Source organism: Lacticaseibacillus suihuaensis (assembly GCF_054785075.1).
Map to the genome: position 1 here is coordinate 56,788 of NZ_BAAGBJ010000001.1, position 24,535 is coordinate 81,322.

The following is a 24,535-nucleotide window of genomic DNA, read 5'->3' on the forward strand; positions in this document are numbered from 1 at the left end:
CCGAACGCAGGCAGTTAAATGGACCACTGAGGGTCACCCCAAAAACTTGGATGCACCGCGAGAAGCAATCGCTTTTCACCGGCGTCTCGGGCCAGTCAGGGTGGACGTTTCGACACACGTCAGTTGCCGGGAGGGTGTTGGCCCTTCGCAAAGTGGGCGAGTACCCAGGGTACTTGCCAATTGAGGTGGCACCGCGGAGAAATTCCGTCCTTGATCAGTCGTGAAGACTGGTCAGGGACGGAATTTTTTTGCAATCAATCTGAGAAGGCGGTGAGAAGAATGGCAGGCAAGCGATGGCGACGCCCAGCAGTCGGCGGCGGGAACTTGGCAAGGTGCAGCGGCACCAAGGAGCAAACGATGATTAACGACACGATTACGGCATTACTGGCTCACCACAACCTGAGCTTTGAGCAGACGAAGGCCACCCACGACGAGTTGATGCAGGGGCAAGTCGACCCGCAGCTGATCGCCAGCTACCTAACGGCGATGGCGGCCAAGGGCCCGACGCCGACGGAGATTGCCGGGGCCGCGGCCTCGATGCGAGACAACGCGTTGGCCTTCACCCCCGCAGGCCCGGTCCTTGAAATCGTCGGCACCGGCGGCGACCACCACAATACCTTTAATATTTCAACCACCAGCCTGTTCGTGATTGCCGCGGCCGGCGTCAAGGTGGCCAAGCACGGCAATCGCGCCGCCAGCTCCAAGAGCGGGGCAGCCGATGTCTTGGAGGCCCTGGGGTACGATATCCAGGCCACCCCGGCCCAAAGCGCGGCGCTGCTGGCGCGATACGACCTGTGCTTTCTTTTTGCCCAGCAGTACCACCGCGCGATGCGCTTCGTCGGGCCGACGCGCAAGGCGCTTGGCTTCCCCACGATCTTCAACCTGATTGGGCCGCTGAGCAATCCCGCCAAGCCGGGTACCGTGCTACTTGGGGTCTACAAGGAGGCGCTGCTTGAGCCCATGGCCCAGGCTTTGATTCAGCTGGGTGTGACCTCAGGCGCCGTGGTCCATGGTCAGGATGGCCTGGACGAGGTGACCATCACCGGACCGACGCAGGCCGTGATGATCGACCACGGCAAGCTGACGCCGGTGGTGATTGATCCACGGGATTACGGCATCGCCTTGGCCGAGCCAAGTGCGTTGGCCGGTGGTACCCCGGCGCAAAACGCGACGATCACACGCGCCATCTTGGCCAACCGCGCGACCCCGGCGCAGCGTGACGCCGTGGTGATGAACGCCGGCGTCGCCTTGCTTTTGGCCCACCGCAGTGCCAGCCTGGCCGCCGGCATCGCGTTGGCCCAGGCCACACTGGCCAGTGGCGCCGCCCAGCAGCGGTTGAATGACGTCTTGGCCGCCAATTCAAAGCAGGTGATCGCATGATTCTCGATGATTTAGTGGCCGCAACCAGGCGGCGCCTGGTCAACCACCAGGCGCAGGTGCCACCGGTCGCACTCGCCCAGGCCGCCCAGGCGCTGCCAGTCTCTGCTACGCCCGGCTTCACCGCCGCCTTGGCCGATCACTTCGGCTTGATCGCCGAAATCAAGCAGGCCTCGCCGTCCAAGGGGGTGATTGCCGGCGATTTTCCCTACCGACGCATCGCCCAAGACTACGCGGCGGCCGGGGTCGACGCCATCAGCTGCCTGACCGAACCGGATTACTTCCACGGCTCGCTTGCGATTCTCAAGGCCGTGACGCAAACGGTCACTACCCCGGTGCTGCGCAAGGATTTCGTCATCGACCGCTACATGATCGACGAGGCCAAGGTGGCCGGAGCCCGGCTGGTGCTCTTGATCGTCGCGATTCTCAGCGACGCCCAGCTGGCCGAGTACGCGGCCTACGCCGAACGCCTGGGGCTGGAAGTGCTGATCGAATGCCACAACGAATCCGAAATCGCGCGGGCCCTGGCGCTGAACCCGCGGCTGATCGGCATTAACAACCGCGACCTGACCACCTTCACCGTCGACCTGGCCACCTGCATCCGGCTGCGGCCGCTGGTGCCAAGCGGCGTGGCGGTGCTGGCCGAAAGCGGGATTCAGACGCCGGCCCAGCTGGCGCGGCTGCGCCAAGCCGGCCTCAACGGCGCCTTGATCGGCGAGACCTTCATGAGGGCCGCAGACCGTGGCACCACCATCGCCGCCTTCAGGGAGGCGGTGCGGTGATGCCAGTGCAGGTGAAGGTGTGTGGCCTGATGACCGCCGCCGATGTGGCCGCGGTCAACGCCGCGCGGCCGGATTACGCCGGCTTCGTGCTGGCGCCCGGGCGCCATCACGTCACGGTGGCCCAGTGCCGGGTACTGGCGGCCCAGCTGGTGCCGGGCATTGTGCCGGTGGCGGTGCTGTTGACCCCGGATCCCCAGTTAATCGCCGGCCTGCGTGGCATCGTGGCCGCGGTGCAGCTCCATCGGCCTTGCGGTGCCGCCGCGGTGGTGGCGCTGCAGCGCCAGGGGTTCTTGGTGATGGCCCGGGTGACCGCCGCGGCGCCTGAGACGGTGGCGGATTACGCCTTGTGCGATGCCGGGGACGGGTCAGGGCAGGCGTTGGATTGGCAGGCCCTGCCAGCGACGAACCGGCCGCTGATGCTGGCCGGCGGACTGGCGGCCGACAACGTCGCCGCGGCGATTCGCCTGGCCAATCCGGCCGTGGTGGACGCCTCCAGCCGGCTGGAGCGGGCAGGGGCCAAGGACCCGGCGCTCGTCGCCAGATTCGTGGCCGCGGCGCGTGAGGTTAAATGAAAGGAAGACTAAGATGACACAGACTATTGATAATCGCTTCGGCGAATTCGGGGGCCAGTACGTCCCGGAAACCCTGATGACGGCGCTTGATCAGCTGACGGCGGCCTTTGAGACGGCCAAGCAAGATCCCGAGTTTCAAGCCGAGTTCCACCGGCTTTTGAATGAATACGCCAACCGGCCGTCGCTTTTGTACTACGCCAAGCGGATGACCGAGGCACTTGGCGGCGCGAAGATCTACTTGAAGCGCGAAGACCTCAACCACACCGGCGCCCACAAAATCAACAACGTGATCGGCCAAGTGCTTTTGGCTCGGCGGCTGGGCAAAACGCGCCTGATTGCCGAAACCGGGGCCGGGCAGCACGGGGTGGCGACTGCGACCATCGCCGCCTTGTTCGGCATGGAGTGCGAGGTCTTCATGGGCAAGGAAGACACCGAGCGGCAGCAGCTCAATGTGTACCGCATGCGGCTGCTCGGGGCCAAGGTCAACGCCGTCACCTCAGGCCAAGGTCTGCTCAAGGACGCGGTCAACGCGGCGCTGCAGGACTGGGCCGCCCATCCGGACGACACGTTTTACGTCATCGGTTCGGCGATGGGGCCGGCCCCGTATCCGGCGATGGTTCACGAGTTCCAGTCGGTGATTTCTAAGGAGTCCAAGGCGCAGTATCAAACCGTGGCCGGCAAGCTGCCAGACGCCATCGTCGCCTGTGTCGGCGGCGGTTCCAACGCGATTGGGAGCTTCGCGGCTTACCTTGATGACCCGAGCGTTCGCCTGTACGGCGTCGAGGCCGCGGGGCAAGGGGTGGCAAGCGGCAAAACCGCCGCGACGCTGGAGCTTGGCACTCCGGGCATCTTCCACGGCATGAAGTCCATTTTCCTCCAAAACCAGGAGGGGCAGATTGCCAAGGTCTACTCCATCTCCGCCGGGCTGGATTACCCGGGCATCGGGCCGGAACACGCGGCGCTTCAGGCCGCCGGCCGCGCCGAGTACGTCGGCATCACCGATGAGGAGGCGGTCGCCGCCTTTGAGTTCATCGCCAAGCAGGAAGGCATCATTGCGGCGATCGAGAGTTGCCATGCCGTCGCCTACGTCCAAAAGCTGGCGCCGACCATGCGACCGGATCAAAGCATCATCTGCACGTTGTCTGGTCGCGGCGATAAGGACGTCGCATCGATTGCCAAGTACCGGGGGGAAGAAATCCATGAGTAAGTTACGCGAGGTATTCAAGAACCACAAGGCCTTCATTCCGTTCGTCACGGCCGGCGACCCAAGCGCCGCGCAGACGGTGGCGGAAGTCGTCGCCTTGGCCGAAGCCGGCGCAGACATCGTCGAGCTGGGGGTGCCGTTCTCCGATCCCATCGCCGACGGGCCGGTGATTCAGGCGGCGGGGCTGCGGGCCTTCGCCGGGGGCATCACGGTCAACGGGGTGTTTGACATCGTGGCCGAGATTCGCAAGCAGACGCAGGTCCCGCTGGTCTTTTTGACCTACGCCAACCTGCCGTTCAAGTACGGCTACGACGCCTTTTGCAGGCGCTGCGCGACACTCGGCGTGGCGGGGCTGGTGATTCCGGACCTGCCGGCCGAGGAGGCAGGCGAGATTTTGCCATTCACCCAAAAGCACGGACTGGACCTGATCCCGCTGGTCAGCCCGACCTCGGGTTCGCGCCTGGCGAAGCTGGTGACGACCGCAACCGGCTTCATCTACATCGTCTCGGCGCTGGGGGTGACCGGCCAACGCGCCGGCTTCGCGCAGAACCTGCCTGACTTGATCGCCGCCCTGCGGAAGGTGACCGATGCCCCGCTTTGCGTCGGCTTTGGGGTCCACACGCCGGAGCAGGCCCGCAGCTTGGCCGGCCTGGCCGACGGGGTGATTGTCGGCTCGGCCATCGTCGCTCAGGCCGCCGCGGCCGGTGACGACGCGCCGGCCGCCATCGCGGCCTACACCCGCGACATGGTCGCGGCGGTGCGTCAGGCCGAGGTCGACGCATAGGAACCGGCGCATTGCCAAGGCTTTTTACTTGTCAAAAAAACCGCGGTTACATTTACAATCCCGCGGTTTTCGTGTACACTGTGAAAAGTATGCAATACGAATTGCGAAAACTTATGTCGGAGGTACAGCATGGCTGCAAAATGGGAAAAGAAAGGCACCGTTACCGGTGTTTTGACCTTTGAAATCGAACAAGACCAAATTAAAGAAGGATTGGACAAGGCGTTCACCCGCGTCAAGAAGAACCTGAACGTACCGGGCTTCCGCAAGGGTCACGTGTCTCGTACCGTGTTCGACCGCATGTACGGTGAATCCGCGCTTTACGAAGACGCGCTGAACATCCTGCTGCCGGACAGCTACGAAGCTGCCATTGAAGAAGCCGGGATCGACCCAGTCGACCAGCCAAAGATCGACATCGAATCCATGGACGAAGGCAAGCCTTGGGTGATCACCGCCGAAGTCACCGTCAAGCCTGATGTTAAGCTGGGCGACTACAAGGGCGTGACCGTCGACAAGCAGGACCGCGACGTGGCCGATGCCGACGTTGACAAGGACCTCGAGGCCAAGCGCGAAGGCCAAGCGGAGCTTGTGCTTAAGGAAGACGCGGCCGCTGAAAAGGGCGACACCGTGACCATCGATTATGTCGGCACCGTCGACGGCACCGAGTTCGATGGCGGCTCCGCCAAGAACTACGCGCTTGAGCTGGGCTCCAACTCCTTCATCCCAGGCTTTGAAGACCAGCTGATCGGTCACAAGGCCGGTGAAGACGTGGTTGTCAAGGTCACCTTCCCTGAAGACTACCAGGCCAAGGACCTTGCCGGCAAGGAAGCCGAATTCAAGACCACGATCCACGAAGTCAAGAGCAAGGAACTGCCTGCGCTTGACGATGATTTTGCCAAGGATCTGGACGAAGACGTCGACACGCTGGCCGAACTCAAGCTGAAGATCAAGTCCGACCTGCAGCAAAAGAAGGTCGAAGCCGCCGAGGACGCGATTCAGGAGCAGGCCATCGCCAAGGCCGTCGACAACGCGACCATCGAAGAAGTGCCACAAGCGATGCTCGACACCGAAACCCAGAACCAGTACGATCAGTACATGGGCAACATGCAGCAGCAGGGCATCGACCCGAAGATGTACTTCCAGCTGACCGGCACCTCCGAAGACGACCTGAAAAAGCAGTTCGCCGCTAACGCCGAGACGCGCGTCAAGACCAACCTGGTGCTTGAGGCCATCGTCGCAGCGGAGAAGCTTGACGCAAGCGAAGACGAAGTCAACGCCGAAATCAAGGACCTGGCCGAAGAGTACAACATGGACGAAAAGGCCGTTCGCCGCGCCTTGTCCGATGACATGCTGAAGCACGACATCGGGGTCAAGAAGGCCATCAAGATCATTACCGACAGCGCCAAGGAAGTCGAAGCCGCCAAGGAAGACAAGGCTGCTAAAGAAGACTAATTGTGCGTCAACCCCTGCTGCGGCAGGGGTTTTTTCGTGGCGTTGCGATCGGAGCGGTCGAAAGCCCTGCCAGGGCGAGCTTAAAAATTGACGCTCACCTTGGCAGGGCTTACACTGACTTTGGATGATTATTCTAGGACAGGGAGGCGGCCCCCGGACAGGGCCGTCGCAATACCACTGCCCCAGGGGGAATGGCCGGGAGATAAGCATTCCCAGTACCCCCGCCCATACCAAGCCGAACCTGGCTTTCAACACACGTGTTTTCGCGTTACGGCTCCCCTCGATGGGACCGAATACAAGGGTGAACGCCACCACCCACGCGCAGTTCGACTGGCTCTCCTACTCGCTTGCGAGGTAGCTGCGGAGGGGCTCGGCGCGTGGCTTGTTTCAAGCGGTCGACAGACGGGCCGCGAACCGCAAGCGTCTTTGCTCAGCGCAACGAATCAGCACGAAGGGCCAAGGCCGGCGGCGAAATCCTCGCCGCTGGCTTCGGCGCGGCCGCCACAACACACGCTGTTGTGGCGGTTTTGATGTTACGCACAAAAACCGCCCCGGTGGTGGGCCGGGGCGGCCAAAGCGTTGCATCAGCGGCGAGGGGGACGACGCTCGATTGGAATCAAAACGGGTTGGCGGAGCCTGGTGGCACCACCTGCGATAACGGTCATGGCGGCCAGCAGGCCAAGGACGCTCACGGCGCCGATCAAGAGCATTGTCATGTGGACTCATCCTTTCCGGTACAAGGTCAGTATGCCGGTGAAAGTTAGCGTTTTTGCGGGGAATTCGGTAAGCTTTGGTTAAGCCGGGGCCAACCGGCCGCGGCCGGCCGGCTGGACAAGCGCCGGCAATCAGGGTGCGACGCGAGCCCGGGGCTTGCAGATGCCGTTGCTGTATGCTAGTCTGGATGAAGTCAATTAACGCGTCGCAACCGGCGCGTGCCTAAACAAAGGGGTGCTGAAACATGTTTGACAACGTTGAGACCACCGGCCCGGTGACCTGCTCGTTTTGCGGCAAGTCACAAGACCAGGTGAAAAAGATCGTTGCTGGCCCTGGTGTATATATTTGTAATGAATGTATCGACCTGTGCAAAGAGATTATCGATGAGGAATTCAAAGAAGATGCCGTTCAGGGCCAGCTGGAAGTGCCAAAGCCGGCCGAAATTCTGAAGATTTTGAACGATTACGTCATCGGTCAAGACGCCGCGAAGCGGGCCTTGGCCGTGGCGGTGTACAACCACTACAAGCGCGTCAACCAGATGGAAGTCGCCGAGGAAGGCGATACGGAGCTGCAAAAGTCCAACATCGCGCTGATCGGCCCGACCGGTTCCGGGAAGACCTTCTTGGCGCAAAGCCTGGCGCGGATTTTGAACGTGCCGTTCGCCATCGCCGATGCGACGACCTTGACCGAGGCCGGTTACGTCGGTGAAGACGTCGAAAACATCCTGCTGAAGCTGCTGCAAAACGCAGATTACGACGTGGAGCGGGCCGAAAAGGGCATCATCTACATCGACGAAATCGATAAGATTGCCAAGAAGTCCGAGAACGTCTCGATCACCCGCGATGTGTCGGGCGAAGGCGTGCAGCAGGCGCTTTTGAAAATTCTTGAAGGCACCATCGCCAACGTGCCACCGCAGGGCGGCCGCAAGCACCCACAACAGGAGTTCATCCAAATCGACACGACGAACATCCTGTTCATCGTCGGCGGCGCGTTCGACGGCATCGAGCAGATCGTCAAGAACCGCATGGGCGAAAAAACCATCGGCTTTGGCGCCAACTCCGACGAGGCCAAGGGCTACGACGAAAGCAAGTCCGTGATGCAGCAGATTGTGCCGGAAGACCTGATGAAATTCGGGATCATCCCCGAATTCATCGGCCGCATTCCGATCATCGCCGCGCTGGAGAAGCTGACCGAAGATGACCTGGTGCGGATTTTGACCGAGCCGAAGAACGCCTTGGTCAAGCAGTACCAAAAGCTCTTGAGCCTAGATGACACGGCGCTTGAGTTCACGCCGGCCGCGTTGCACGCGATTGCCCACAAGGCGATCGAGCGCGACACCGGGGCGCGTGGCCTGCGCTCGATTATCGAAGCCGTGATGCAGGATCTGATGTTCGACCTGCCGAGCCGGCCGGAAGTCAAGAAGGCGGTGGTCACCAAGGCCGCCGTCGACGGCACCGGCGCCCCGGAGATGAAGCTCGAAAACGGGCGCAAGGCGTCTTAGTTGCAGCGAAGCCGCGCGTTTGGCGCGGCTTTTTTAATGCCGCGCCGGCCGGCGGTTTTCATCGTCCCGCCGGTCGCGGTTGTGTGCTACACTAATGCAGTTAAGGAGGGAACCCCCGTGAAAGTGAATCATGTGGAATTAACCATCAGCGCCGCCAGCAAGGCCCAATACCCGGCCACCGGCTACCCGGAGATCACCTTCGTCGGCCGCAGCAATGTCGGCAAGTCCAGCCTGATCAACCGCCTGATCGACCGCAAGGCGATGGCGCGAACGTCCAGTGTGCCGGGCAAGACCCAGACTTTGAACTTCTACGACATCGAGTCAAAGCTGTACTTCGTCGATGTGCCGGGCTACGGTTACGCCAAGGTCTCCAAGGCCGCTCGGGCGAAATTTGCGGCGATGATTGAGGAGTACCTGACCACGCGCAAGCCGCTGCGCGGCGCGGTGCTTCTGGTCGATGCGCGGCACGTGCCAAGCGAAGACGATGTCAGCATGTACCAGTACCTCAAGTACTTCAACCAGCCGGTGCTGGTGGTTGGCACCAAGGTGGACAAAACCAGCCGGGCCCGGCGAGCCCAGACGGTTCGCCAGATTGAAACAACGCTTGACCTGAATCAAACCGACCAGCTGGTACTGTTTTCCGCCGAAACCGGTGAAGGCAAGGATGCTGTTTGGGCGTGGCTGGAACAAACCGCGGGACTACCCGCTGGGGATTGATGGAGGACGATTGTGGAGCTGAATGATTATCAAACCAAGGCCAACAAGACGTTGGCCGGCAACGAGCACGTGTTGACCAACCTGACGCTGGGGTTGGCCTCGGACGGCGGCAAGGTCGTCGATTTGGTCAAGAAGTACACCTTCCAGGGTTACGATCTGGACAAAGACGAGCTGAAGGCCAACCTCGGCGACGTTTTGTGGTACCTGTCGCAGATTGCGCTGTGGGCAGACATTCCCTTCGACGAGGTGGCCAGCGCCAACCTGGAGACACTCAAGGCCAAGTACCCGAACGCGAAGTTGTAGCAAAAAATGGCTGTCATCCCACACGGGACGGCAGCCATTTTTTGCGGTCACTTCTTTGGTTTTTCCTTGGCGGTCTTCTCCGCCTTTTTGGGATCGGGGCCGGCCTTTTTCTCCTCAGCCGGGACGGTGGCGAACTTGTCGAACATCTCGCCCCAGTCGGTCTTTGTATTCACCTTTAATGCCATGAGCGCCACTCCTTTGCAGGTTCTGACCGCATTATAGCATGCCGCCCGGCGCCTGGCTAGCCGCGTGATTGCAAAAAAGATTTGCATATTACTTGCATAAAAATAAATTACGGCGTATTATCTAATCAAGATAACACGCAGGCGTTGCACCCAAAAGCCTTGGCAGCGGCGCGTGACCCGGACCGGCAGCGGTCCCGCGAAAGGAAGTTAAGCATGAGCAAGCCATTAATTCAGATCGACCACCTCGTCAAGAAGTTCGGTGACAACGTGGTGTTGAACGATATTTCCGAGACCATCAACCAAGGGGACGTGATTGTCGTGATCGGCGCGTCCGGCGGCGGTAAGTCGACCTTCCTGCGCAGCCTGAACCTGCTGAACCAGCCGACCAGCGGCAGCATCACCTTCGAAGGCACGAACCTGGTGGGGCTGGGCGAAAAGCAGCTGGATTCTGTGCGGGAGAAGATGGGCATGGTGTTCCAGCAGTTCAACCTGTTCCCGAACATGACGGTGCTTGAGAACATCAAGCTGGCACCGATGAAGGTCAAGGCCGAAACCGAGGCGGCGGCCACCGCCAAGGCGAACGCGCTGTTAGATCAGGTCGGCCTCGCCGATAAGGCGGACGCTTACCCGGCCAGCCTGTCCGGTGGTCAGATGCAGCGGGTGGCCATCGCCCGGGCCCTGGCGATGGCACCCGACGTGATGCTGTTCGACGAGCCGACCTCGGCGCTTGACCCCGAAATGGTCGGCGAGGTGCTCAAGGTCATGCAGGACCTGGCCAAGTCCGGCATGACGATGGTGGTGGTCACCCACGAAATGGGCTTTGCCCGTGAGGTGGCCGATCAGGTCTGGTTCATGGACCAGGGCGTGATCGCCGAAAAGGGTACCCCGGAGCAGATTTTCACCGCACCCAAGGAGGCACGGACTCAAGACTTCCTGAGCAAGGTGTTGGCCCAGTAAACGAGTAGGCGCCCCTGCGGCCATGGCCGCAGGGGCGCTTTGCGCCTGAAGACGCAAAAAAAGCCGCGGCTGCGGCTTTTTTCGGCACACGGTGTGGGGGCACCGCGTGCGACGACGAAATTTTTGGGGTGTAAGCAAATTAGTTTGTTTACGGTTTTAAGCATAACAGGTTTGGCCGCGAATCCACGTCAATCTTTGTAAATCTGGCTTGCAAAACGCGACGTGAGCGCCAAACGCGCGTGGCGCCTTCAAACGTGGTAAGCTTACGCCAAAGGAAGTGAGCGCGTGGATAACCTGAACGTCTTTCTTCGCCGGACCAAGGCCACCCAGCAGGTGGTGGCCTCAGCCATCGGCATCGCCCCGACGACCCTGCGCCGGGCCGTCGCGGGCCAGGCGGTGGCGCCTCGCACCGCCGCGTTGATCGCGGCGTTTTTGGCGCTTGCGCCTAAGGCCCAGCGCAGGCAGCTGCGCGAGGCCAAACACGCGGTGGCCGCTGCGGCCAAGGACGCGGCCAAGTCCAAGCGACCGGTCAAGCGGACCAAGCCCAAGCGCCAGAGCGCGTCCGGCCTGCAGTCCCAGTCGGCCCGAGCGGAGGCCAGAAAGCTCGCCCGGCGCAACGATCAAAAGCGGCTCAAGGCCAGGCTCAGGCGAACCGAGGCCGAAACCGCGCCGGTGGTGACGGCCACACACCGCACCGTGTTCATCGACGAAAGCTTCACCGGCGACGACCAGATGATCGTCTCAAGCGTCACCGACGGGCCCCAGGTCGTGGCGGCGATGGCGGCGCAGTGGCCCGGGGGAACCTGGCGGCGCGGCATGGAGGTCAAAAGTGGCCGCATGACGCCGGCCACGCTGGCGCGGCAGTGCCTGAAGCTGGCCAAGGCCGGGGGGTACCCGACGGCGCTGTGGCTGGCGCAAGCGGCGGTGACGTCGCCAACCCCTTGGGCCAGCCTGTTTCCCTACGCCGCCGTGATGCTGTGGCACGCCCAGGCGCTGCCAAGCGGTTCGCGGCTGGCGGTGGTTTTCGATGCCCGGTCGGACCTGATGACCACGGCGCGGCTGGACGCACTGCAGACACTAGTTCACGATTTTTTGCTGCGCTACACCGGCCGGGCCGTGGCGGTGGTGGTGAACGCCGATAATTCGCTGGATTGGCTTCAACTGCAGGCCGCCGACGTGGTGGCCGGGGCGGCGGGGCGGCTGTCCTTGCGGGAGCTGCAACACGCGGAGGTGACGCTTTTGATGTCGCAGCAGCTGCTGGCGACGCCGCTTTACCAGCTGTTTGCGACCGCGTTTGCCGCGGCCGAGCCGCCGCTTTGACACGCCAAAAAGACGATGCACGCGCTGCATCGTCTTTTTTGGTGCGGTCAATCCGCATTGTATTGCTCTTGAAGCCGGCGGTTGATGGCCTGCCAGACGCCTGGTTTGACCTTGAGTTCGGCGCGGTCGTAGGTCCACAGGCCGTTGCACTCGTCTTCGACGTCTGAGACCTGGGTGTAAATGGCTACGGCTAGCCCCGCCTCGAGATTCCCGAAGACCTTGGTTCGGTAAAGTTTTTGAATGGCCGCCGTCAGCGCTTCGGCGGTTTTGAACTGCTTGTAGCCGTATGGTCGCGCCGTTGCGGTGTGCCCCGGCACCGCCAGGGTGTAGCCGCCGAATTCAGTCAGCGCCTGGATGCGCCCCTTGGCGTCTGGGGTCACCCGGTAAGGCTTGTAGTAGCGGTGGGCGCTCTTGAAATCCCCACCGCCTTGGTCGTACCAGCCAGAGGCGTGATCCAAAAGCCGGGTGTGGTCGAGCTTGCGCAGCCGCCCGGCCGTGCGAAGCGCGTCGAACTGGCCCCAGCCCTCGTTGAAAGGGACCCAGGTGCAGACGCTGACCGTGTTTTTGAGCAGGGCCACCGTGGCGTCGAGGTCTGTCAAGTACCGCGCCCGGCCCCGGGCATCGCCGCGCCCGAGCCGTGCGTAGTCGTGGTCGTCAAGCGTCACGCCGAGGAAAGGCAGCTGGCGAATGATGAGGTCTTGGTAAGGGCCGCCACCGGACACCAGGTCCTGCCAGACGAGGATGCCCAGCCGATCGCAGTGGTAGTACCAGCGCAGCGGCTCGATTTTGATGTGCTTGCGCAGCATGTTAAAGCCCATGTCCTTGATGGCGGTCAGCTCCGCCACCATCGCCGCGTCGCTTGGGGCGGTGTAAAGCCCGTCTTGCCAGTAGCCTTGATCCAGCAGCCCGGATTGAAAAAGCGGCTGGCCGTTGAGGAGAAAGGCGGCGTGGCCGTGCCGGTCCTTGCCCCGGGCAAAATCGCGCATTCCAAAGTAGCTTTGCACCAGGTCTTCGCCGGCTAAGAGCTCGAGGTCGTACAAAAACGGATCGCTCGGTGACCACAACCTGGGCCGCGGCAGGGTTAACGTCAGGCTGGCTCGGTCGGTGGTGGCTTGGGCGACAATTGCGCCGGCCTGACGCACTGTCGCCGTGATCGCGGCGTGGCCCGGCTGGTTCAGCCGCACATTAACTTTGACACTTTGGCTTGCGACCTGGGGCGTGATGGTCAGATCGGCGATGTACACGGCCGGGGTGACCTCCAGCCACACCGTTTGCCAGATGCCGCTTTGGGCGGTGTACCAGATGTGGCCGCGGTCGAGCTTTTGCTTGCCGTATGCCTCAAGGCCACGGTCGGAGCGGTCCTGAACCGCGACAATTAGCTCAATGGTCGGCGCGTCCGTCGGCAGCTCAATGGTGAAGGGCCAGTAACCGCCGAGGTGTTCGCCGACCGGTTGGCGGTTGACGAACACGCGGCAGAATTGGTCGACGGCCCCGAAGTGCAGTAGCACGTGCTGACCCGCGGTGTGCCAAGGCAGGTCAACCGTGCGACGGTACCACAGGGTTTCACCCGGCTGAAGCTGACGCGAAACGCCGGACAACCGACTTTCCGGCGAGAAGGGGACGTTAATCTGGCCGTCGTAGGCCACAGGCTCCGCGGCCGTTGGGGTGATGGCGTAATCCCAAGCACCGTTCAGGCACTGCCAGTTGGCGCGGCGCAGCTGGGGTCTGGGGTAGTCGAGTAGCAGCGCGGCTGGTGATTGCGCCGCTGCGTCGTGCGGTAATGATTGGGTCATTCAGGTCGCCTCCGAGACGCCGCCACACAGCGGCAGATGAGTTACCTCTATCGTAGTCCACCGCTAGAAAATAGACAATTACGAGCAGGGAATTTTGGCAATCCGCGATCACCGCCGCTGACCACAGGTCAAATCCGTATTTTAATCAACTGACGGTAATTAATAAACACTAGTTCATTACGGCTGACGATGGTTGGCATAACTCACGGCGACGTGGTAAAATGTGTTCATTACCAAACGGATGTTTATCAATTAACACGACAAGGTGGCGAGCTTATGGACAGACGCGTAATCAAGACGCGCCGTGCGATCGAAAACGCCTACGTGGCGTTGCGCCGCGCCGCGGCCCCGGAGACCATCACGGTCGCCGCGGTTGCCGACTTGGCCGACATCGGCCGCGGTACGTTTTACCTGCATTACAAGGACTTGTCGGCGCTTGAGGCCAGCATCGTCGATCAGGTGGTCGACGCCTTGGTCAAGCAGTTCGAACCCGCCAGCATTCAGCCCATCGGTGGCAGCTACCAGAACTGGTTGACCACTTGCATCAGCTACCTGCAGTCCCAGCGGCCGATTCTCGATTTGGTCAAAGACAGCGCCAACGAAAGCGCCGTGACCCGGCGCATCAAGCAGACCTTGGTGGCAAGCCTTAATTCGGCGTGGGACCTCAACCCACTGGATGCCGACACGACGCTTGCGCTGAGCTATGCCGTCTCCGGGATGATTGGGTTGGTGGGTGATTGGCTGCAAGGCAGCCTGAGTGCTGATCAGGCCAGCGTGGTCGCCGTCTTGGATCAGCACCTGGTAGCCCTTGCCGCGACCGTCAAAGGAGCTTGATGATGACCCCGATTCGCCTAATCGCCAGTGACTTGGACCAAACGCTTTTATTAAGCGACAAAACCCTGCCGGCCGGGACTTTCAGCCGCATTCGGCGGCTGGCGGCGGCCGGCATCGAGTTCGTCGCGGCCAGTGGCCGTGCGGTCTACACGCTGGAGGCGATGTTCGCCCCGGTGCTAGATTGCATCAGCTTGGTTGCGGAGAACGGGGCGGTGGTCAAGCGGCACGGTGAACTGCTGGCAACCAACCTGATGCAGCCCGAAGCCTACCGCGAGGTGGTGGCCCAAACCCGTGCCAGGGGCATCGGCATCCCCTTCGTCTGCAGCCTCGACGCGACGTTGTTTGCCGAGGCGGACCGCGGCGTCGAACACGACATGGCGCATTTCATCGCCACCATGGCGTTCGTGCCGGACCTGATGGCGCTTGACGTGCCTGTGCCCAAAACCACGGTGTACTTGGCCGCAGGCGACGCCTACGCGCAGGCCGCGGCCTTTTACCGGCCGCAGTTTCAGCCGCGCCTGGCCGTGACGGTCGGCGGTCCGACCTTTATCGACCTGATGGCACCCCAGGTCAACAAGGGGCGAGCCCTGAAGCAGTTGGGGGCGGCGCTTGGCATCCCCACGGCCGCGATGATGGCCTTCGGCGACACCGATAACGACATCGAAATGATGCAAACCGTGGGTTACGGGGTGCGGATGGCCAATGCGACCCCGAACATGGCGGCCTACACCGACTTTCGCACCGCCAGCAACGATGAGGCCGGGGTGCTTCAAGGCATCGACCTGGTGCTGGCCGGCCGCCTGCCGCAACGTGGGTGATTGAGACATGAAAATAGGCGCCTGCTTCCGATTGGGGAAGCAGGCGCCTATTCGTGTCAGTTGCTGGCGGCGGCATGGGTGGTCGGTGGCGTCAGCAGGTCCTTGAGGTAGTCCTGGGCCTCCTCGAGGGGAACGAGGTGCCGGTCCAGGAAAATCCACTCGAGGATCAGCAGCACGGTGTTGCTGTAGTGCTTGGCGACCAGGGCCACCGGCGTGACGGTGTCTTGCAGCCGCAACCGCGTGACAATCAGGTCCTCGACCACGCCAGCGAAGTGGTGCAAAAAATTGGCCACCAGCTGGCTGTCCAGCGGGTTTTGCGCCACGATGGCCAACAGCAGCGGTTGATGGGCGGCAAACACGCGGTAGGTTTGGCCGAACAGCTCGAGCAAGGCGCCGTCTTGCGGGTGTTCCTGGACATCCGTGAGGTGAATTTCCTTGCTCAGGCAGTACCAGCAGTAGCCGATTAGGTCGTACTTGTCGTCGAAGTAGTTGTAAAACGTTGCCCGGGGGTAGTCGGCCAGTTGGCACAGCTCGTTGACCGTGATTTTTTCGAACGGCTTTTGCGCCAGCAGCCCAAACATCGCGTCACTGAACGCGCGTTGGGTGCGAATGATGCCGCGCGGTTGCTTCTGGGTCGGATCGTATTTCATGAAATCGCCTTCCTTTTGGACAATGCCTGGTCGTTTGTCAAAACTTGGTCGAACATCCGGGTGTTGTCACTTGCTTCCTCACCGCGTCCACTTTATCATCGAAGTTGTGTTTTGACAACTGTCCAAGATTAGATAATTAACGCACCCAAAGGAATGTGATTTCAGTGAAGAAGTTTCGTGAACAACAGTGGCCGGCCCTGATCGCCTGGCTCCTCGTCGTCGTGGTCGCCGTGGTGACCTTGCCCAACGTGTCGGCACTGGTCCGCCAAAACGGGGCGGTTCGCCTGCCGGCCAGCGTGCAAAGCAGCGTCGCCGACCGGATTGCCAAGAAGGCCAACGGGAACAAGAACGTTCGCACCTACACCGCCGTTTTCAGCAACGGTAACCGCAAGCTGACCGCGGCGCAAAGCGAGCGAATCGACGCCGCCTTAACCGCGCTGCACAGCCAAAAGCACCTCGCCGTGCAGGCGGTGCTCGCCCCCAATGCCAACGCCCAGACCAAAAAGCAGCTGATTGCGGCCGATCGCACCACCCAACTGGCGCAGATCACGGTCAAAAAGGCCGGCACCGTTAAGCCGCAGGTCGAAGCGCTGACCCACCAGTTGAAGGTGGCCGGGGTCAAGACTTACGTGAACGGGGTCGACGCCTTGAACGACGACTTCTCCACCGTCACCGAACGGGGAATCCAAAAAACGGAAGTGATCGCGATTGTCTTCATCTTCGTGGTCTTAATTCTGGTGTTCCGCTCGCCGATTGTGCCGGTGATCTCGCTTTTGAACGTCGGCGTGGCCTTCATCACCAGCCTGAGTATTGTGATGAACCTCGCGCAGCACGCCGGTTTTCCGATTTCCAACTTCACGCAGGTCTTCTTGGTCGTGGTCCTGTTTGGTATTGGGACCGACTACAACATCTTGTTGTACGACTACTTCAAGGGTGAGCTGGCCAAGGGGCAGTCGGCCCAAGCCGCGATGCGTGCGACCAGGCGCCACGGCGGTCGCACGGTCCTGTACTCCGGGGTGTCGGTGCTGATCGGCTTTTCCGTGCTGTGGCTGGCCAAGTTTTCCTTCTATCAAAGCGCTTCGGCCGTGGCCATCGGTGTCTTGGTGCTGTTGCCTGTCTTGCTCACGCTGAACATGTTCTTCATGGCCACGCTTGGTGAGCGGCTGTTTTGGCCGAGCAAGGTGGCCGGCGGCAGCACCAGCTCACGGCTGTGGCACGGCCTTTCCAAGGCCGCCTTGGCCAGGCCGGCGGTGATTTTGGCCGCGGTCTTCGCCCTGGCGGTGCCTTTTGCCGCCACCTTTGGCGCCGAGGAGAACTTCAACAACGCCGACGAGCTGCCGAGCAGCTACCCGAGCAAGGCTGGCTACGTGGTCATTCAAAAGCACTTCTCCAAGGGGATGACCGCCCCGGCAACCGTCTACATTCAAAGTCAGTCGCGCTTGGACACGCCGGCCAAGCTTGCGGCCATCGACGCGCTGACGCAGTACCTGCAAAAGGAGCCAGGGGTGAAAACCGTCGCGAGCGTCACCGAGCCCGGTGGCACCAAGATCACGGCGATGTACCTAAAATCGCAGCTGGCCACCATCACCCAGGGGCTGGCCGCCTCGCAAAAAGGCCTGGCCCAGATCAAGGCCGGCCTGAGTGGGGCGACCACGCAGCTTGACGCCGCCAACCTTGGCGCAAGCGTCAAGCAGGTTCAGCAGCTGGCAAGCGGCACCCAGCAGCTGGCAAGCGGCGCCAAGACGCTGGACAGCGGCCTGGGAACTTACGCGACCGGCGTTCAAAGCGCCAACGTCGCGGCCGGTCAGCTGGCCAGTGGGGCGACCAAAACCGCCAGCGGTGCCAAGGCGGTCGCAAGCGGCAGCCAGGCCGTGGCAAGCGGTGCCACCCAAGTTGCCAGCGGCGCCAAGACGGCGGCCGCTGGCGCTGGTCAAACCGCGACTGGCAGCACCCAGGCCGCAACCGGGGCCAAGGCGGCGGCAGCCGGTGCGGCCAGCATCGCGACCAACAGCGCCAGGCTGGCCACCGGCGCCCAAACCGCGGCGAGCGGCAGTGCGACGCTGGCCGCGGGCGTGACCACCCTGACCCAGCAGCTGCCGGCCCTCACCAGCAAGTTGACCCAGCTGCAAACCGGCACCGGCACCATGAGTGCGGGGATGCAGACCCTTGAGTCCAAGGTGGATCAGCTGGCCAAGCTGGCCGATTCAATGTCTGCCATGATGCCGCTGATCACGGCGGCGACCAAGGGCCAGCTTTCCGCCGAAGCCATCACCGAACTGCAAACCGCGGTCACTCAGCTGACCGCCGGGGCCAAGACGATGAACGACCAAGTGACGGCCTTCACGGCGACACTGCCCGCTTTGTCCGGCAAGGTCACTCAGCTGACCACCGGGACCCAGGCGCTGGCCACGGGAACGAAGAACCTGGCCGACGGTACCGATCAGTTGGCCTCAGGTGCCACGCAGCTGGCGTCTGCCAACGCACAGCTGGCGTCTGCCGGCACGCGGCTGGCGACTGCCAACACCGTTTTGGCCAGCGGCCTCAATCGGGTCAGCACCGGGGCCGCCCAAGTGGCGACCGGGGCGCAAACGCTTGATGCCGGTGCGTCCCAGGTCGCAACGGCCGACACCCAGCTGGCGCAAGGGACCGACCAGCTACACGCCGGCACCCAAAAGCTCGCCGGCAACAACCAGGCCCTGACCACGGGAGCGCAGACGCTGGCCGCCGGCAACACCAAGGTCAACGCGGGGGTTCAGCAGATGAAGACCCAGATGTCCGGGTTGGTCGCCCAGGTCGGTCAGCTTCAAACGGGCCTGAAAACCGCGACCAAAGGCCTGGGGACCCTTCAAAGTGGGAACAAGGCGATGCGCCAGTACCTTGGCGGCCTGCAAAGCTCCTACCTCGGGTCGGCCTTTTACCTGCCGCAGTCCAGCATCGACGCCAAGGCCTTCGCGCCGGCCCTGGCCGCCTACATGGCCGCGGGACGCAAAATCACCACGCTGACCGTGGTGTTCAAAGGCGACCCGAATTCGAGTGCCACCGACCGCCAGTTCACCACGCTGAAGCGTGATCTGAGTGCCGAACTCAAGCACGGTAAGCTGGCCGGGGCCACGGTTGCCGTCGGCGGTCAAACCGCCCAGGATCACGACCTGCGCCAGCTGGCCAACGGCGACTTCACCCGCACCGCGGCCATCATGGTGATCGGCATCGGCCTGGCCCTGATTGTGGTCACCCAGTCGCTGTTGCAGCCACTGACCATCATCGGCACCCTGCTTGCGGCCTATGTCAGCGCGATGGGGCTGACCCGGCTGGTTTCCGCTCACGTGCTGGGTCGCGCCATGCTGACCTGGAACACACCATTTTTCACCTTCATCATGCTGATGGCCCTGGGGGTCGACTACAGCATCTTCTTGATGATTCGCTACAAGGATGACGCGGCCGAACCGGACCTGAAGTCGCGCATGCTAAAGGCGGCGACGGCCATCGGCGCCGTCGTCGTATCCGCCGCCATCATTTTGGGCGGCACGTTCGCGGCGCTGATGCCAAGCGGCGTCACCACCCTGATTCAGGTGGCCCTGGGCGTGATTTTTGGCCTGGTCATTCTGGTCATCATCTTACCGCTGACCATGTCGGCCTTGATCAGCCTGACCGACTGGCACGAGCGGCGGGAACACGCGACCCACTGATTCAGTGAAAAGTCGCCCTTACCGGCGGCTTTTTTGGTATCATGAGCCTGATAAGGGGGGAAGCTGATGACAACAGTGGCAGTGTTTTGCGGGGCGGCGATGGGCAATGACCCGCAGTACTCGGCGGCGGCCACGCGGCTGGGCCGCTTCGTGGCGGCCCAGCGCTGGACCATGGTGTACGGCGGCAGTGGCAATGGCCTGATGGGGGCCGTCGCAACGGCCGCACTTGGCGCGGGGGGTGACGTGATCGGCATCATGCCGCAGAACCTTTACGACCGCGGGGCGGCGCTTGAAGGGCTCAAGCACCTCGACGTGGTGGCCGACATGTCGGTTCGCAAGCAGCGGATGCTGACGCTTGCGGATGGCTGTATCGCGTTGCCTGGCGGTCCGGGGACCCTGGAGGAAATGAGTCAGGCCTTCTCGTGGACACGGATTGGGGATTTTGCCGGGCCCTGCGCCTTTTACGACGTTGGCGGGTACTGGCGGCACCTGGCCGCGATGCTCGATGACATGGTCGCCGCCGGTTTTTTGACCGCCACCGACCGTAGCAAGCTCTTTTTTTCGGCCGACCTGACCGCCATCGCCGCCTTCATGGGCGCCTACCAGCCGCCGGCGGTTCGCCGCTACCGCTGAGCGGCGCTTGCCAACCAGACGGCGTGTGGTATAATGGGAGTCAAATAAATCGGTGCTGAGAAAAAGGGTGCCTGACAAGCGGCGTTCAGCGAGCAAGGGGGAGTGCAAGCCTTGCCGCCGCGCAGGTCACCGGCGTTTTCGAGCCAGCAAGCAAGCGCAAGGCTTCGGCCTTGAAGTAGGGTGGAACCGCGTGGCTAGCCGGAGTGTTAGCGCTTTCATATGCCTTAAAACCGTATATAAAGCGCTTACATGAGCAAAAAATAGGGTGGAACCTACTATTTTCAGAGGAAAAATGGTCCCAAATGTAACATGAGAGACATCATGAGATTTGCGGAATTTGAACACATAAAATAACATCGTAATTAATCTGAATCGGCCAGCAAGGCATGTTAGTCACCTCATCTTGGGGTGGCTATTTCTTTGCGCCAGAAAACTTTTCCGACTTCAGGGTGTACAAAGGTGATGCACCATGGTACACTATCTTTGTTGAGAGATACGAGCAGACATAGGGGGTCACGACATGGACAAGGTAGAGAGCTTGCTGGCACGAGGCATCAGGGAGATTCGAGCAGGGCACGTTGAATCAGGGGTACAGGCACTGGGCGAGGCAGACAGCCTCTACAAGGACCTCAGGATGCAGGATGTAGAGCCATCCGACAGAATCGCCCACGCGGTCATCGTGGCTCGCAACATCGCACGTAAGGACACCATGACAAGCCTCGACCTTGAGGCATTGCAAGAGGCACTGGACTAGGGGGTAGCATGATGAAGATTGTGGAAGACAACTACGAGGTTCGCCAAGAGGCTGTGAAGGCTATGAACGGGCTTGGCCTATCACAGGATGACCACCGCATCGAGATTGCCATTGGTGAGATGTGGCCAGCTCACAAGTACCCGGTCTACACCTACCATGTCATCAGCCTCAAGACCGGTGAGGTTGTCCTGTCGGATTCGGTTGAAGCGAGAAGCTTCTAGGGGGAACAGCATGACAATCGCGAAGGGCAAGACCCGCATCAACGCAACGCTCCCTGACAGCCTCATACAGGCCCTGGACGCAGCTGTGGATGGTAAGCGGGACGCAATCGCACGGCTAACCGGGAAGCGCACAGAGGGCTCATTCAGCCGCTCAGACCTGATTCAGCAGGCCCTAGAGAGCTACCTAGCCAATGGTAAAACCGGTCAAAAACGGTCATGAGAGTATGTAAGCATTCGCCAGCAGGTGGGTGCTTTTTTTATGCTACAATGCCCATGAGAGGCCCTGAGAGGCCCGTAGCAAGGTTTTAGGCGCACTGAGGTCTAGTTATACCCCTATCATCCTAAACGCTGTGAAGGCGACGTGAGAGCTGTGTAGCATTGTGTTGAATCCACAGGTGTTCTGCATGATGTTACCTCGGACCAACTTACCTAGACCTCACAGAATGCCATTAGAGGCCCATACGTAGCCCTGGTGGCGTTTTAAGCCCAATCGTGCCTAGTTATGCCTAGAAGCAGAAAAGTGCCTAGAAAGAGACGTGAGAGCAGATTCCGAGTGACTAGGGAGAAGACGTACGTGAAACAATTCACAAAGCGTAGGGAGTGGCTTGGCAGAGGTTGATTGAGACAGGCTGATAGAGAGCTTTAGAGGGGTGTTTCAGGGCCATTGGAAAGCGTGAGGGTATCTGGCAATGCCAGTGCTAAACACGCTGTATGAGGCCCTGAGAGTGCCCTAGTGTTGTCTAAAGAGAGATGGTTAGGATGGCTAGAGGTAAGCATGATGATGCGGCTTACAGCCGAAAAAAAGATGCTATGAGCATAGCCAAGTGTTAGCCAGCTAAGGCGAATGGAATGAGCCTTATAGGCGCTCTAGCCTGAGGTTGTCCTGAGGTTGTTGGGTTGTGTAGCGAGTAAGCCTTACACATCCGGCTTCGCCGGTACTAATAGGCTAGTAGGTCCTACACGCTGTAGAAAGGTAGATGGGTTTTCAAGCCTGAAAGGCTATTTGTCTCTGACTCGGATTGGTCTTTAATCCGAGGGCCTCAAGGCGCCTAGCCTTGTGGACAGAGCGTACTTTGCTCTGGACATAGGTGGTCTTGAACTTGGTCTTAGGGTCTTTGAGGTAGTCCCATCTTTGTTCATACAACTAGCTTTGCATTGTACAGACTAACTGCCTAGGTGGTGCTGGCTTCGCCAGATAGTAAAGGCTTACCATCCTGTACAACCTGTGTTGAACAACCTGTGTTGAACAACCTCAAAGTGCAAGGTCAAGTGCTATGTCCAGCCAAAGACCGGCTGTCCACAAGGCTGTCCGCCTTGAGGGCACCTGAGGAAGACCACCTCAGGTTACTGGTAGAACATTTGAGTTCTAGACAAAGCAATCTCCCTGAGTCGCGATGGGTGAGCGTTAGCGAGCCATGAGCCTCAGATGTCACCTTTGAGACTAGCCTGAGGAGTATACACGTATATACTAAGTACATAGTGCGTATAAAACGGAAGGTAAAAACGCTGTATCCCTTGGGAGAGTATGGATAGAGTGCTACCGCTATAAGTCATTATAAGGGTAGCAGAAAGGGACTCTAGAACACCCCCTCATAGGCGGTAGAAAACAGGGGGTAAAATCGCTGTATCCCTTGGGAGAGTATGGCTAAAGGGTGGGGGAATCTTCGAGCGAGGTTCCCCCCACTTTTGCGCGCCTCGAAACTGGCCCAACTCACCAGATGACCAGAAAAAGGGGTTCGACCATGAATGCAGTATTCGCATGGTATAATAGAGACATAAGGGTAGGCTGTCAACTTGATTAGATGATAGCCTTTTTTCTTTGCTTAAAAACGTAAATTGTAACACAACTGTAACCAAATATTTACATAAAATTTACAAAACTCGGAAATGTAAGCTAGATTACTATGTGTAAAAACGGAACGATAGAATACAAAAAGGGAGATTCTATATGAAATATGCAACACAACCCATCCTGAGCGACTGGCAACACAATGCAGATGCCATGGCCCAGCTCACACAGCACGCCCCATCCAAGACGGCCAAGAAGACCACCATCACGGCCATCCTGAGTAGCACTAACGCCTCACGCCTGCTGAGGTGCAAGGTCCAAAGGGTTGGTAAGCAGAAGCTGGCAACCCCACCGCGGCAAGCAATCAGCCTTACAGCCGCATTAGCAGAAGCGATGGGAGATAACGTGGTGAGCCTGCCTGAGATGCTTGCTGCATACTATCCTAATGTGCAACAACGCGAGGATTACCGCTCGGCACTCAAGCTAGGATTAACGAACATGGCTACTATTGACTTTCTGACTGACCGCCATCACAAGAAGACTCCAGCCTCGCAGCGCAAGTTGTTCCAGGTCTTCAGTCAGGATGACATCTACCGTCAAGACAAGCGCATTCTGGCGGATGTAGCCCGTGCAGTGAGCCTTGCACTATTCAATCAAGTGTCAGGTTCCCAGCTCACGGTAGAGCCAGGATGTGGCCTGTATCTCACTAGAGACACAGTGAGAGCCTGCATGCAGCGTCCCGCCGAGGCAAGTGACGAAGTGCTCGCGAATGCTTTGATACAGCTCAGAGTTGCTGGGTTTCTCAGATTGGCTCAGGACGATGAGCTGACCGAGAAGGGACGCGTCCTGTCTGTGAGCCATGACTCCGCCACTGGAAAGCCAGTGGAAACTCATCATATCTACGTTGTATCTGACTTCAACGACGCCGACTGGTCACTAGTCCAGCGGAACTTCAAGCTGAATCTCAACACGCGAATTGGCAAGACGGTTATTAGCCAGCTGTTGGGCGAGGATGCAGCGCGTGATTACTTTCCCGACCTGCACAGCGGAGTCACAGCACCGGTCATCGGGTTCATGCTTGCTCAAGCGAGCAACGCAGTAGACAACACACCCATTATGACGCTTGCGGCGGCTCAGGATACAACAGAGGCTATCGCAAACGTATCTAAAGCGACTGCTACTAAGTATGTTGACCAGTGTTTAGCTCTAAGAGCAGTACAAGCAATGAAGTTGTCCGCCAGGGAAGCACGAGCGCTTGGATATGACTTGGGCGAGTGGCAGGTGGGTTCACCAGCCGAGAAACTCGTTGTTTCAACTAATAGTGATGTTTTGCTTCAGTGCTTGAAAACACTAGCAGTGAAAGCTGGCAATAAGGACAAGATTTCGCAACTGCTGGATGACTAACTAAATGTTACATTTATGTTACAAATACATATTTAGGGCGGAAATGGGCTAAAAACGAGTTCTGTTAACTATATTATCTCGGTACAGC

The 24,535-nt window shown here is 60.2% G+C and carries 21 protein-coding genes; 18 read left to right on the forward strand and 3 right to left on the reverse strand.

Annotated elements, in window-relative coordinates:
• The first annotated feature begins 357 nt into the window (after positions 1 to 357).
• The 9 genes from trpD to ACYVRZ_RS00295 all read left to right on the forward strand — a co-directional run bounded on the left by trpD (position 358) and on the right by ACYVRZ_RS00295 (position 9,403).
• Positions 358 to 1,380 (forward strand): anthranilate phosphoribosyltransferase, encoded by a 1,023-nt coding sequence (trpD, locus tag ACYVRZ_RS00255; RefSeq protein ID WP_461223771.1) that lies wholly within the window; start codon positions 358 to 360, stop codon positions 1,378 to 1,380.
• Positions 1,377 to 2,159, forward strand: coding sequence for an indole-3-glycerol phosphate synthase TrpC (gene trpC, locus ACYVRZ_RS00260; protein WP_461223773.1), 783 nt, complete (start codon positions 1,377 to 1,379; stop codon positions 2,157 to 2,159). The genes trpD and trpC overlap by 4 nt, the downstream gene beginning before the upstream one ends.
• Complete coding sequence (locus ACYVRZ_RS00265; RefSeq protein WP_461223775.1) at positions 2,159 to 2,731, forward strand: phosphoribosylanthranilate isomerase; 573 nt, start codon at positions 2,159 to 2,161, stop codon at positions 2,729 to 2,731. The genes trpC and ACYVRZ_RS00265 overlap by 1 nt, the downstream gene beginning before the upstream one ends.
• A 13-nt stretch (positions 2,732 to 2,744) precedes the next feature.
• Complete coding sequence (trpB, locus tag ACYVRZ_RS00270) at positions 2,745 to 3,938, forward strand: tryptophan synthase subunit beta (RefSeq protein ID WP_461223777.1); 1,194 nt, start codon at positions 2,745 to 2,747, stop codon at positions 3,936 to 3,938.
• Positions 3,931 to 4,719 (forward strand): tryptophan synthase subunit alpha, encoded by a 789-nt coding sequence (trpA, locus tag ACYVRZ_RS00275; RefSeq protein WP_461223779.1) that lies wholly within the window; start codon positions 3,931 to 3,933, stop codon positions 4,717 to 4,719. Before trpB ends, trpA begins: the two co-directional genes overlap by 8 nt.
• Before the next feature lie 129 nt (positions 4,720 to 4,848).
• Positions 4,849 to 6,168, forward strand: coding sequence for a trigger factor (gene tig, locus ACYVRZ_RS00280; protein WP_461223781.1), 1,320 nt, complete (start codon positions 4,849 to 4,851; stop codon positions 6,166 to 6,168).
• A gap of 958 nt (positions 6,169 to 7,126) precedes the next feature.
• Positions 7,127 to 8,383: an ATP-dependent Clp protease ATP-binding subunit ClpX gene (gene clpX / locus ACYVRZ_RS00285; protein ID WP_461223783.1), complete on the forward strand. Its 1,257-nt coding sequence runs from the start codon at positions 7,127 to 7,129 to the stop codon at positions 8,381 to 8,383.
• Between the two features lie 117 nt (positions 8,384 to 8,500).
• Positions 8,501 to 9,100 (forward strand): ribosome biogenesis GTP-binding protein YihA/YsxC, encoded by a 600-nt coding sequence (gene yihA, locus ACYVRZ_RS00290; RefSeq protein ID WP_461223785.1) that lies wholly within the window; start codon positions 8,501 to 8,503, stop codon positions 9,098 to 9,100.
• 12 nt (positions 9,101 to 9,112) lie between these two features.
• Positions 9,113 to 9,403, forward strand: coding sequence for a nucleoside triphosphate pyrophosphohydrolase family protein (locus tag ACYVRZ_RS00295; RefSeq protein WP_262314694.1), 291 nt, complete (start codon positions 9,113 to 9,115; stop codon positions 9,401 to 9,403).
• 47 nt (positions 9,404 to 9,450) lie between these two features.
• On the opposite strand, the gene ACYVRZ_RS00300 is transcribed toward ACYVRZ_RS00295, so the two are convergent.
• Entirely contained in the window at positions 9,451 to 9,588 is a 138-nt protein-coding gene (locus ACYVRZ_RS00300) for an SPJ_0845 family protein (RefSeq protein WP_262314693.1), read from the reverse strand.
• Between the two features lie 213 nt (positions 9,589 to 9,801).
• Between ACYVRZ_RS00300 and ACYVRZ_RS00305 the strand changes: the two genes are divergently transcribed.
• The gene (locus ACYVRZ_RS00305) at positions 9,802 to 10,545 is read left to right on the forward strand and encodes an amino acid ABC transporter ATP-binding protein (RefSeq protein WP_262314692.1); all 744 of its coding nucleotides are present in this window, start codon (positions 9,802 to 9,804) and stop codon (positions 10,543 to 10,545) included.
• Positions 10,546 to 10,830: 285 nt separating this feature from the next.
• The gene (locus ACYVRZ_RS00310; RefSeq protein WP_461223788.1) at positions 10,831 to 11,865 is read left to right on the forward strand and encodes a hypothetical protein; all 1,035 of its coding nucleotides are present in this window, start codon (positions 10,831 to 10,833) and stop codon (positions 11,863 to 11,865) included.
• A gap of 47 nt (positions 11,866 to 11,912) precedes the next feature.
• On the opposite strand, the gene ACYVRZ_RS00315 is transcribed toward ACYVRZ_RS00310, so the two are convergent.
• Positions 11,913 to 13,658 (reverse strand): glycoside hydrolase family 2 protein, encoded by a 1,746-nt coding sequence (locus ACYVRZ_RS00315; protein WP_461223790.1) that lies wholly within the window; start codon positions 13,656 to 13,658, stop codon positions 11,913 to 11,915.
• A 276-nt stretch (positions 13,659 to 13,934) separates the two neighbouring features.
• Between ACYVRZ_RS00315 and ACYVRZ_RS00320 the strand changes: the two genes are divergently transcribed.
• Positions 13,935 to 14,492, forward strand: a complete 558-nt coding sequence (locus tag ACYVRZ_RS00320; protein WP_461223792.1) for a TetR/AcrR family transcriptional regulator — start codon at positions 13,935 to 13,937, stop codon at positions 14,490 to 14,492.
• 2 nt (positions 14,493 to 14,494) lie between these two features.
• Positions 14,495 to 15,310, forward strand: coding sequence for an HAD family hydrolase (locus ACYVRZ_RS00325; protein ID WP_461223794.1), 816 nt, complete (start codon positions 14,495 to 14,497; stop codon positions 15,308 to 15,310).
• Positions 15,311 to 15,366: 56 nt separating this feature from the next.
• On the opposite strand, the gene ACYVRZ_RS00330 is transcribed toward ACYVRZ_RS00325, so the two are convergent.
• On the reverse strand, positions 15,367 to 15,960 hold the full coding sequence (locus ACYVRZ_RS00330; protein ID WP_461223796.1) for a TetR/AcrR family transcriptional regulator: 594 nt from the start codon (positions 15,958 to 15,960) through the stop codon (positions 15,367 to 15,369).
• Between the two features lie 164 nt (positions 15,961 to 16,124).
• Between ACYVRZ_RS00330 and ACYVRZ_RS00335 the strand changes: the two genes are divergently transcribed.
• The 5 genes from ACYVRZ_RS00335 to ACYVRZ_RS00355 all read left to right on the forward strand — a co-directional run bounded on the left by ACYVRZ_RS00335 (position 16,125) and on the right by ACYVRZ_RS00355 (position 24,447).
• The gene (locus ACYVRZ_RS00335) at positions 16,125 to 19,646 is read left to right on the forward strand and encodes an MMPL family transporter (protein WP_461223798.1); all 3,522 of its coding nucleotides are present in this window, start codon (positions 16,125 to 16,127) and stop codon (positions 19,644 to 19,646) included.
• A 66-nt stretch (positions 19,647 to 19,712) separates the two neighbouring features.
• Positions 19,713 to 20,279, forward strand: a complete 567-nt coding sequence (locus tag ACYVRZ_RS00340) for an LOG family protein (protein WP_461223800.1) — start codon at positions 19,713 to 19,715, stop codon at positions 20,277 to 20,279.
• Between the two features lie 520 nt (positions 20,280 to 20,799).
• Positions 20,800 to 21,033, forward strand: coding sequence for a hypothetical protein (locus ACYVRZ_RS00345; RefSeq protein ID WP_461223802.1), 234 nt, complete (start codon positions 20,800 to 20,802; stop codon positions 21,031 to 21,033).
• An 8-nt stretch (positions 21,034 to 21,041) separates the two neighbouring features.
• Positions 21,042 to 21,254: a hypothetical protein gene (locus tag ACYVRZ_RS00350; RefSeq protein WP_461223804.1), complete on the forward strand. Its 213-nt coding sequence runs from the start codon at positions 21,042 to 21,044 to the stop codon at positions 21,252 to 21,254.
• A 1,948-nt stretch (positions 21,255 to 23,202) separates the two neighbouring features.
• A complete protein-coding gene (locus ACYVRZ_RS00355; RefSeq protein ID WP_461223806.1) occupies positions 23,203 to 24,447 on the forward strand; it encodes a hypothetical protein in 1,245 nt (414 codons plus the stop codon).
• Positions 24,448 to 24,535 lie beyond the last annotated feature (88 nt).

Bases quoted from the DNA above. Each gene is read 5' to 3' on its own strand.
- trpD (WP_461223771.1), top strand. From the start codon at position 358: ATGATTAACGACACGATTACGGCATTACTGGCTCACCACAACCTGAGC.
- trpC (WP_461223773.1), top strand. From the start codon at position 1,377: ATGATTCTCGATGATTTAGTGGCCGCAACCAGGCGGCGCCTGGTCAAC.
- ACYVRZ_RS00265 (WP_461223775.1), top strand. From the start codon at position 2,159: ATGCCAGTGCAGGTGAAGGTGTGTGGCCTGATGACCGCCGCCGATGTG.
- trpB (WP_461223777.1), top strand. From the start codon at position 2,745: ATGACACAGACTATTGATAATCGCTTCGGCGAATTCGGGGGCCAGTAC.
- trpA (WP_461223779.1), top strand. From the start codon at position 3,931: ATGAGTAAGTTACGCGAGGTATTCAAGAACCACAAGGCCTTCATTCCG.
- tig (WP_461223781.1), top strand. From the start codon at position 4,849: ATGGCTGCAAAATGGGAAAAGAAAGGCACCGTTACCGGTGTTTTGACC.
- clpX (WP_461223783.1), top strand. From the start codon at position 7,127: ATGTTTGACAACGTTGAGACCACCGGCCCGGTGACCTGCTCGTTTTGC.
- ACYVRZ_RS00300 (WP_262314693.1), bottom strand. From the start codon at position 9,588: ATGGCATTAAAGGTGAATACAAAGACCGACTGGGGCGAGATGTTCGAC.
- ACYVRZ_RS00305 (WP_262314692.1), top strand. From the start codon at position 9,802: ATGAGCAAGCCATTAATTCAGATCGACCACCTCGTCAAGAAGTTCGGT.
- ACYVRZ_RS00315 (WP_461223790.1), bottom strand. From the start codon at position 13,658: ATGACCCAATCATTACCGCACGACGCAGCGGCGCAATCACCAGCCGCG.
- ACYVRZ_RS00320 (WP_461223792.1), top strand. From the start codon at position 13,935: ATGGACAGACGCGTAATCAAGACGCGCCGTGCGATCGAAAACGCCTAC.
- ACYVRZ_RS00325 (WP_461223794.1), top strand. From the start codon at position 14,495: ATGACCCCGATTCGCCTAATCGCCAGTGACTTGGACCAAACGCTTTTA.
- ACYVRZ_RS00330 (WP_461223796.1), bottom strand. From the start codon at position 15,960: ATGAAATACGATCCGACCCAGAAGCAACCGCGCGGCATCATTCGCACC.
- ACYVRZ_RS00340 (WP_461223800.1), top strand. From the start codon at position 19,713: ATGACAACAGTGGCAGTGTTTTGCGGGGCGGCGATGGGCAATGACCCG.
- ACYVRZ_RS00345 (WP_461223802.1), top strand. From the start codon at position 20,800: ATGGACAAGGTAGAGAGCTTGCTGGCACGAGGCATCAGGGAGATTCGA.
- ACYVRZ_RS00350 (WP_461223804.1), top strand. From the start codon at position 21,042: ATGATGAAGATTGTGGAAGACAACTACGAGGTTCGCCAAGAGGCTGTG.
- ACYVRZ_RS00355 (WP_461223806.1), top strand. From the start codon at position 23,203: ATGAAATATGCAACACAACCCATCCTGAGCGACTGGCAACACAATGCA.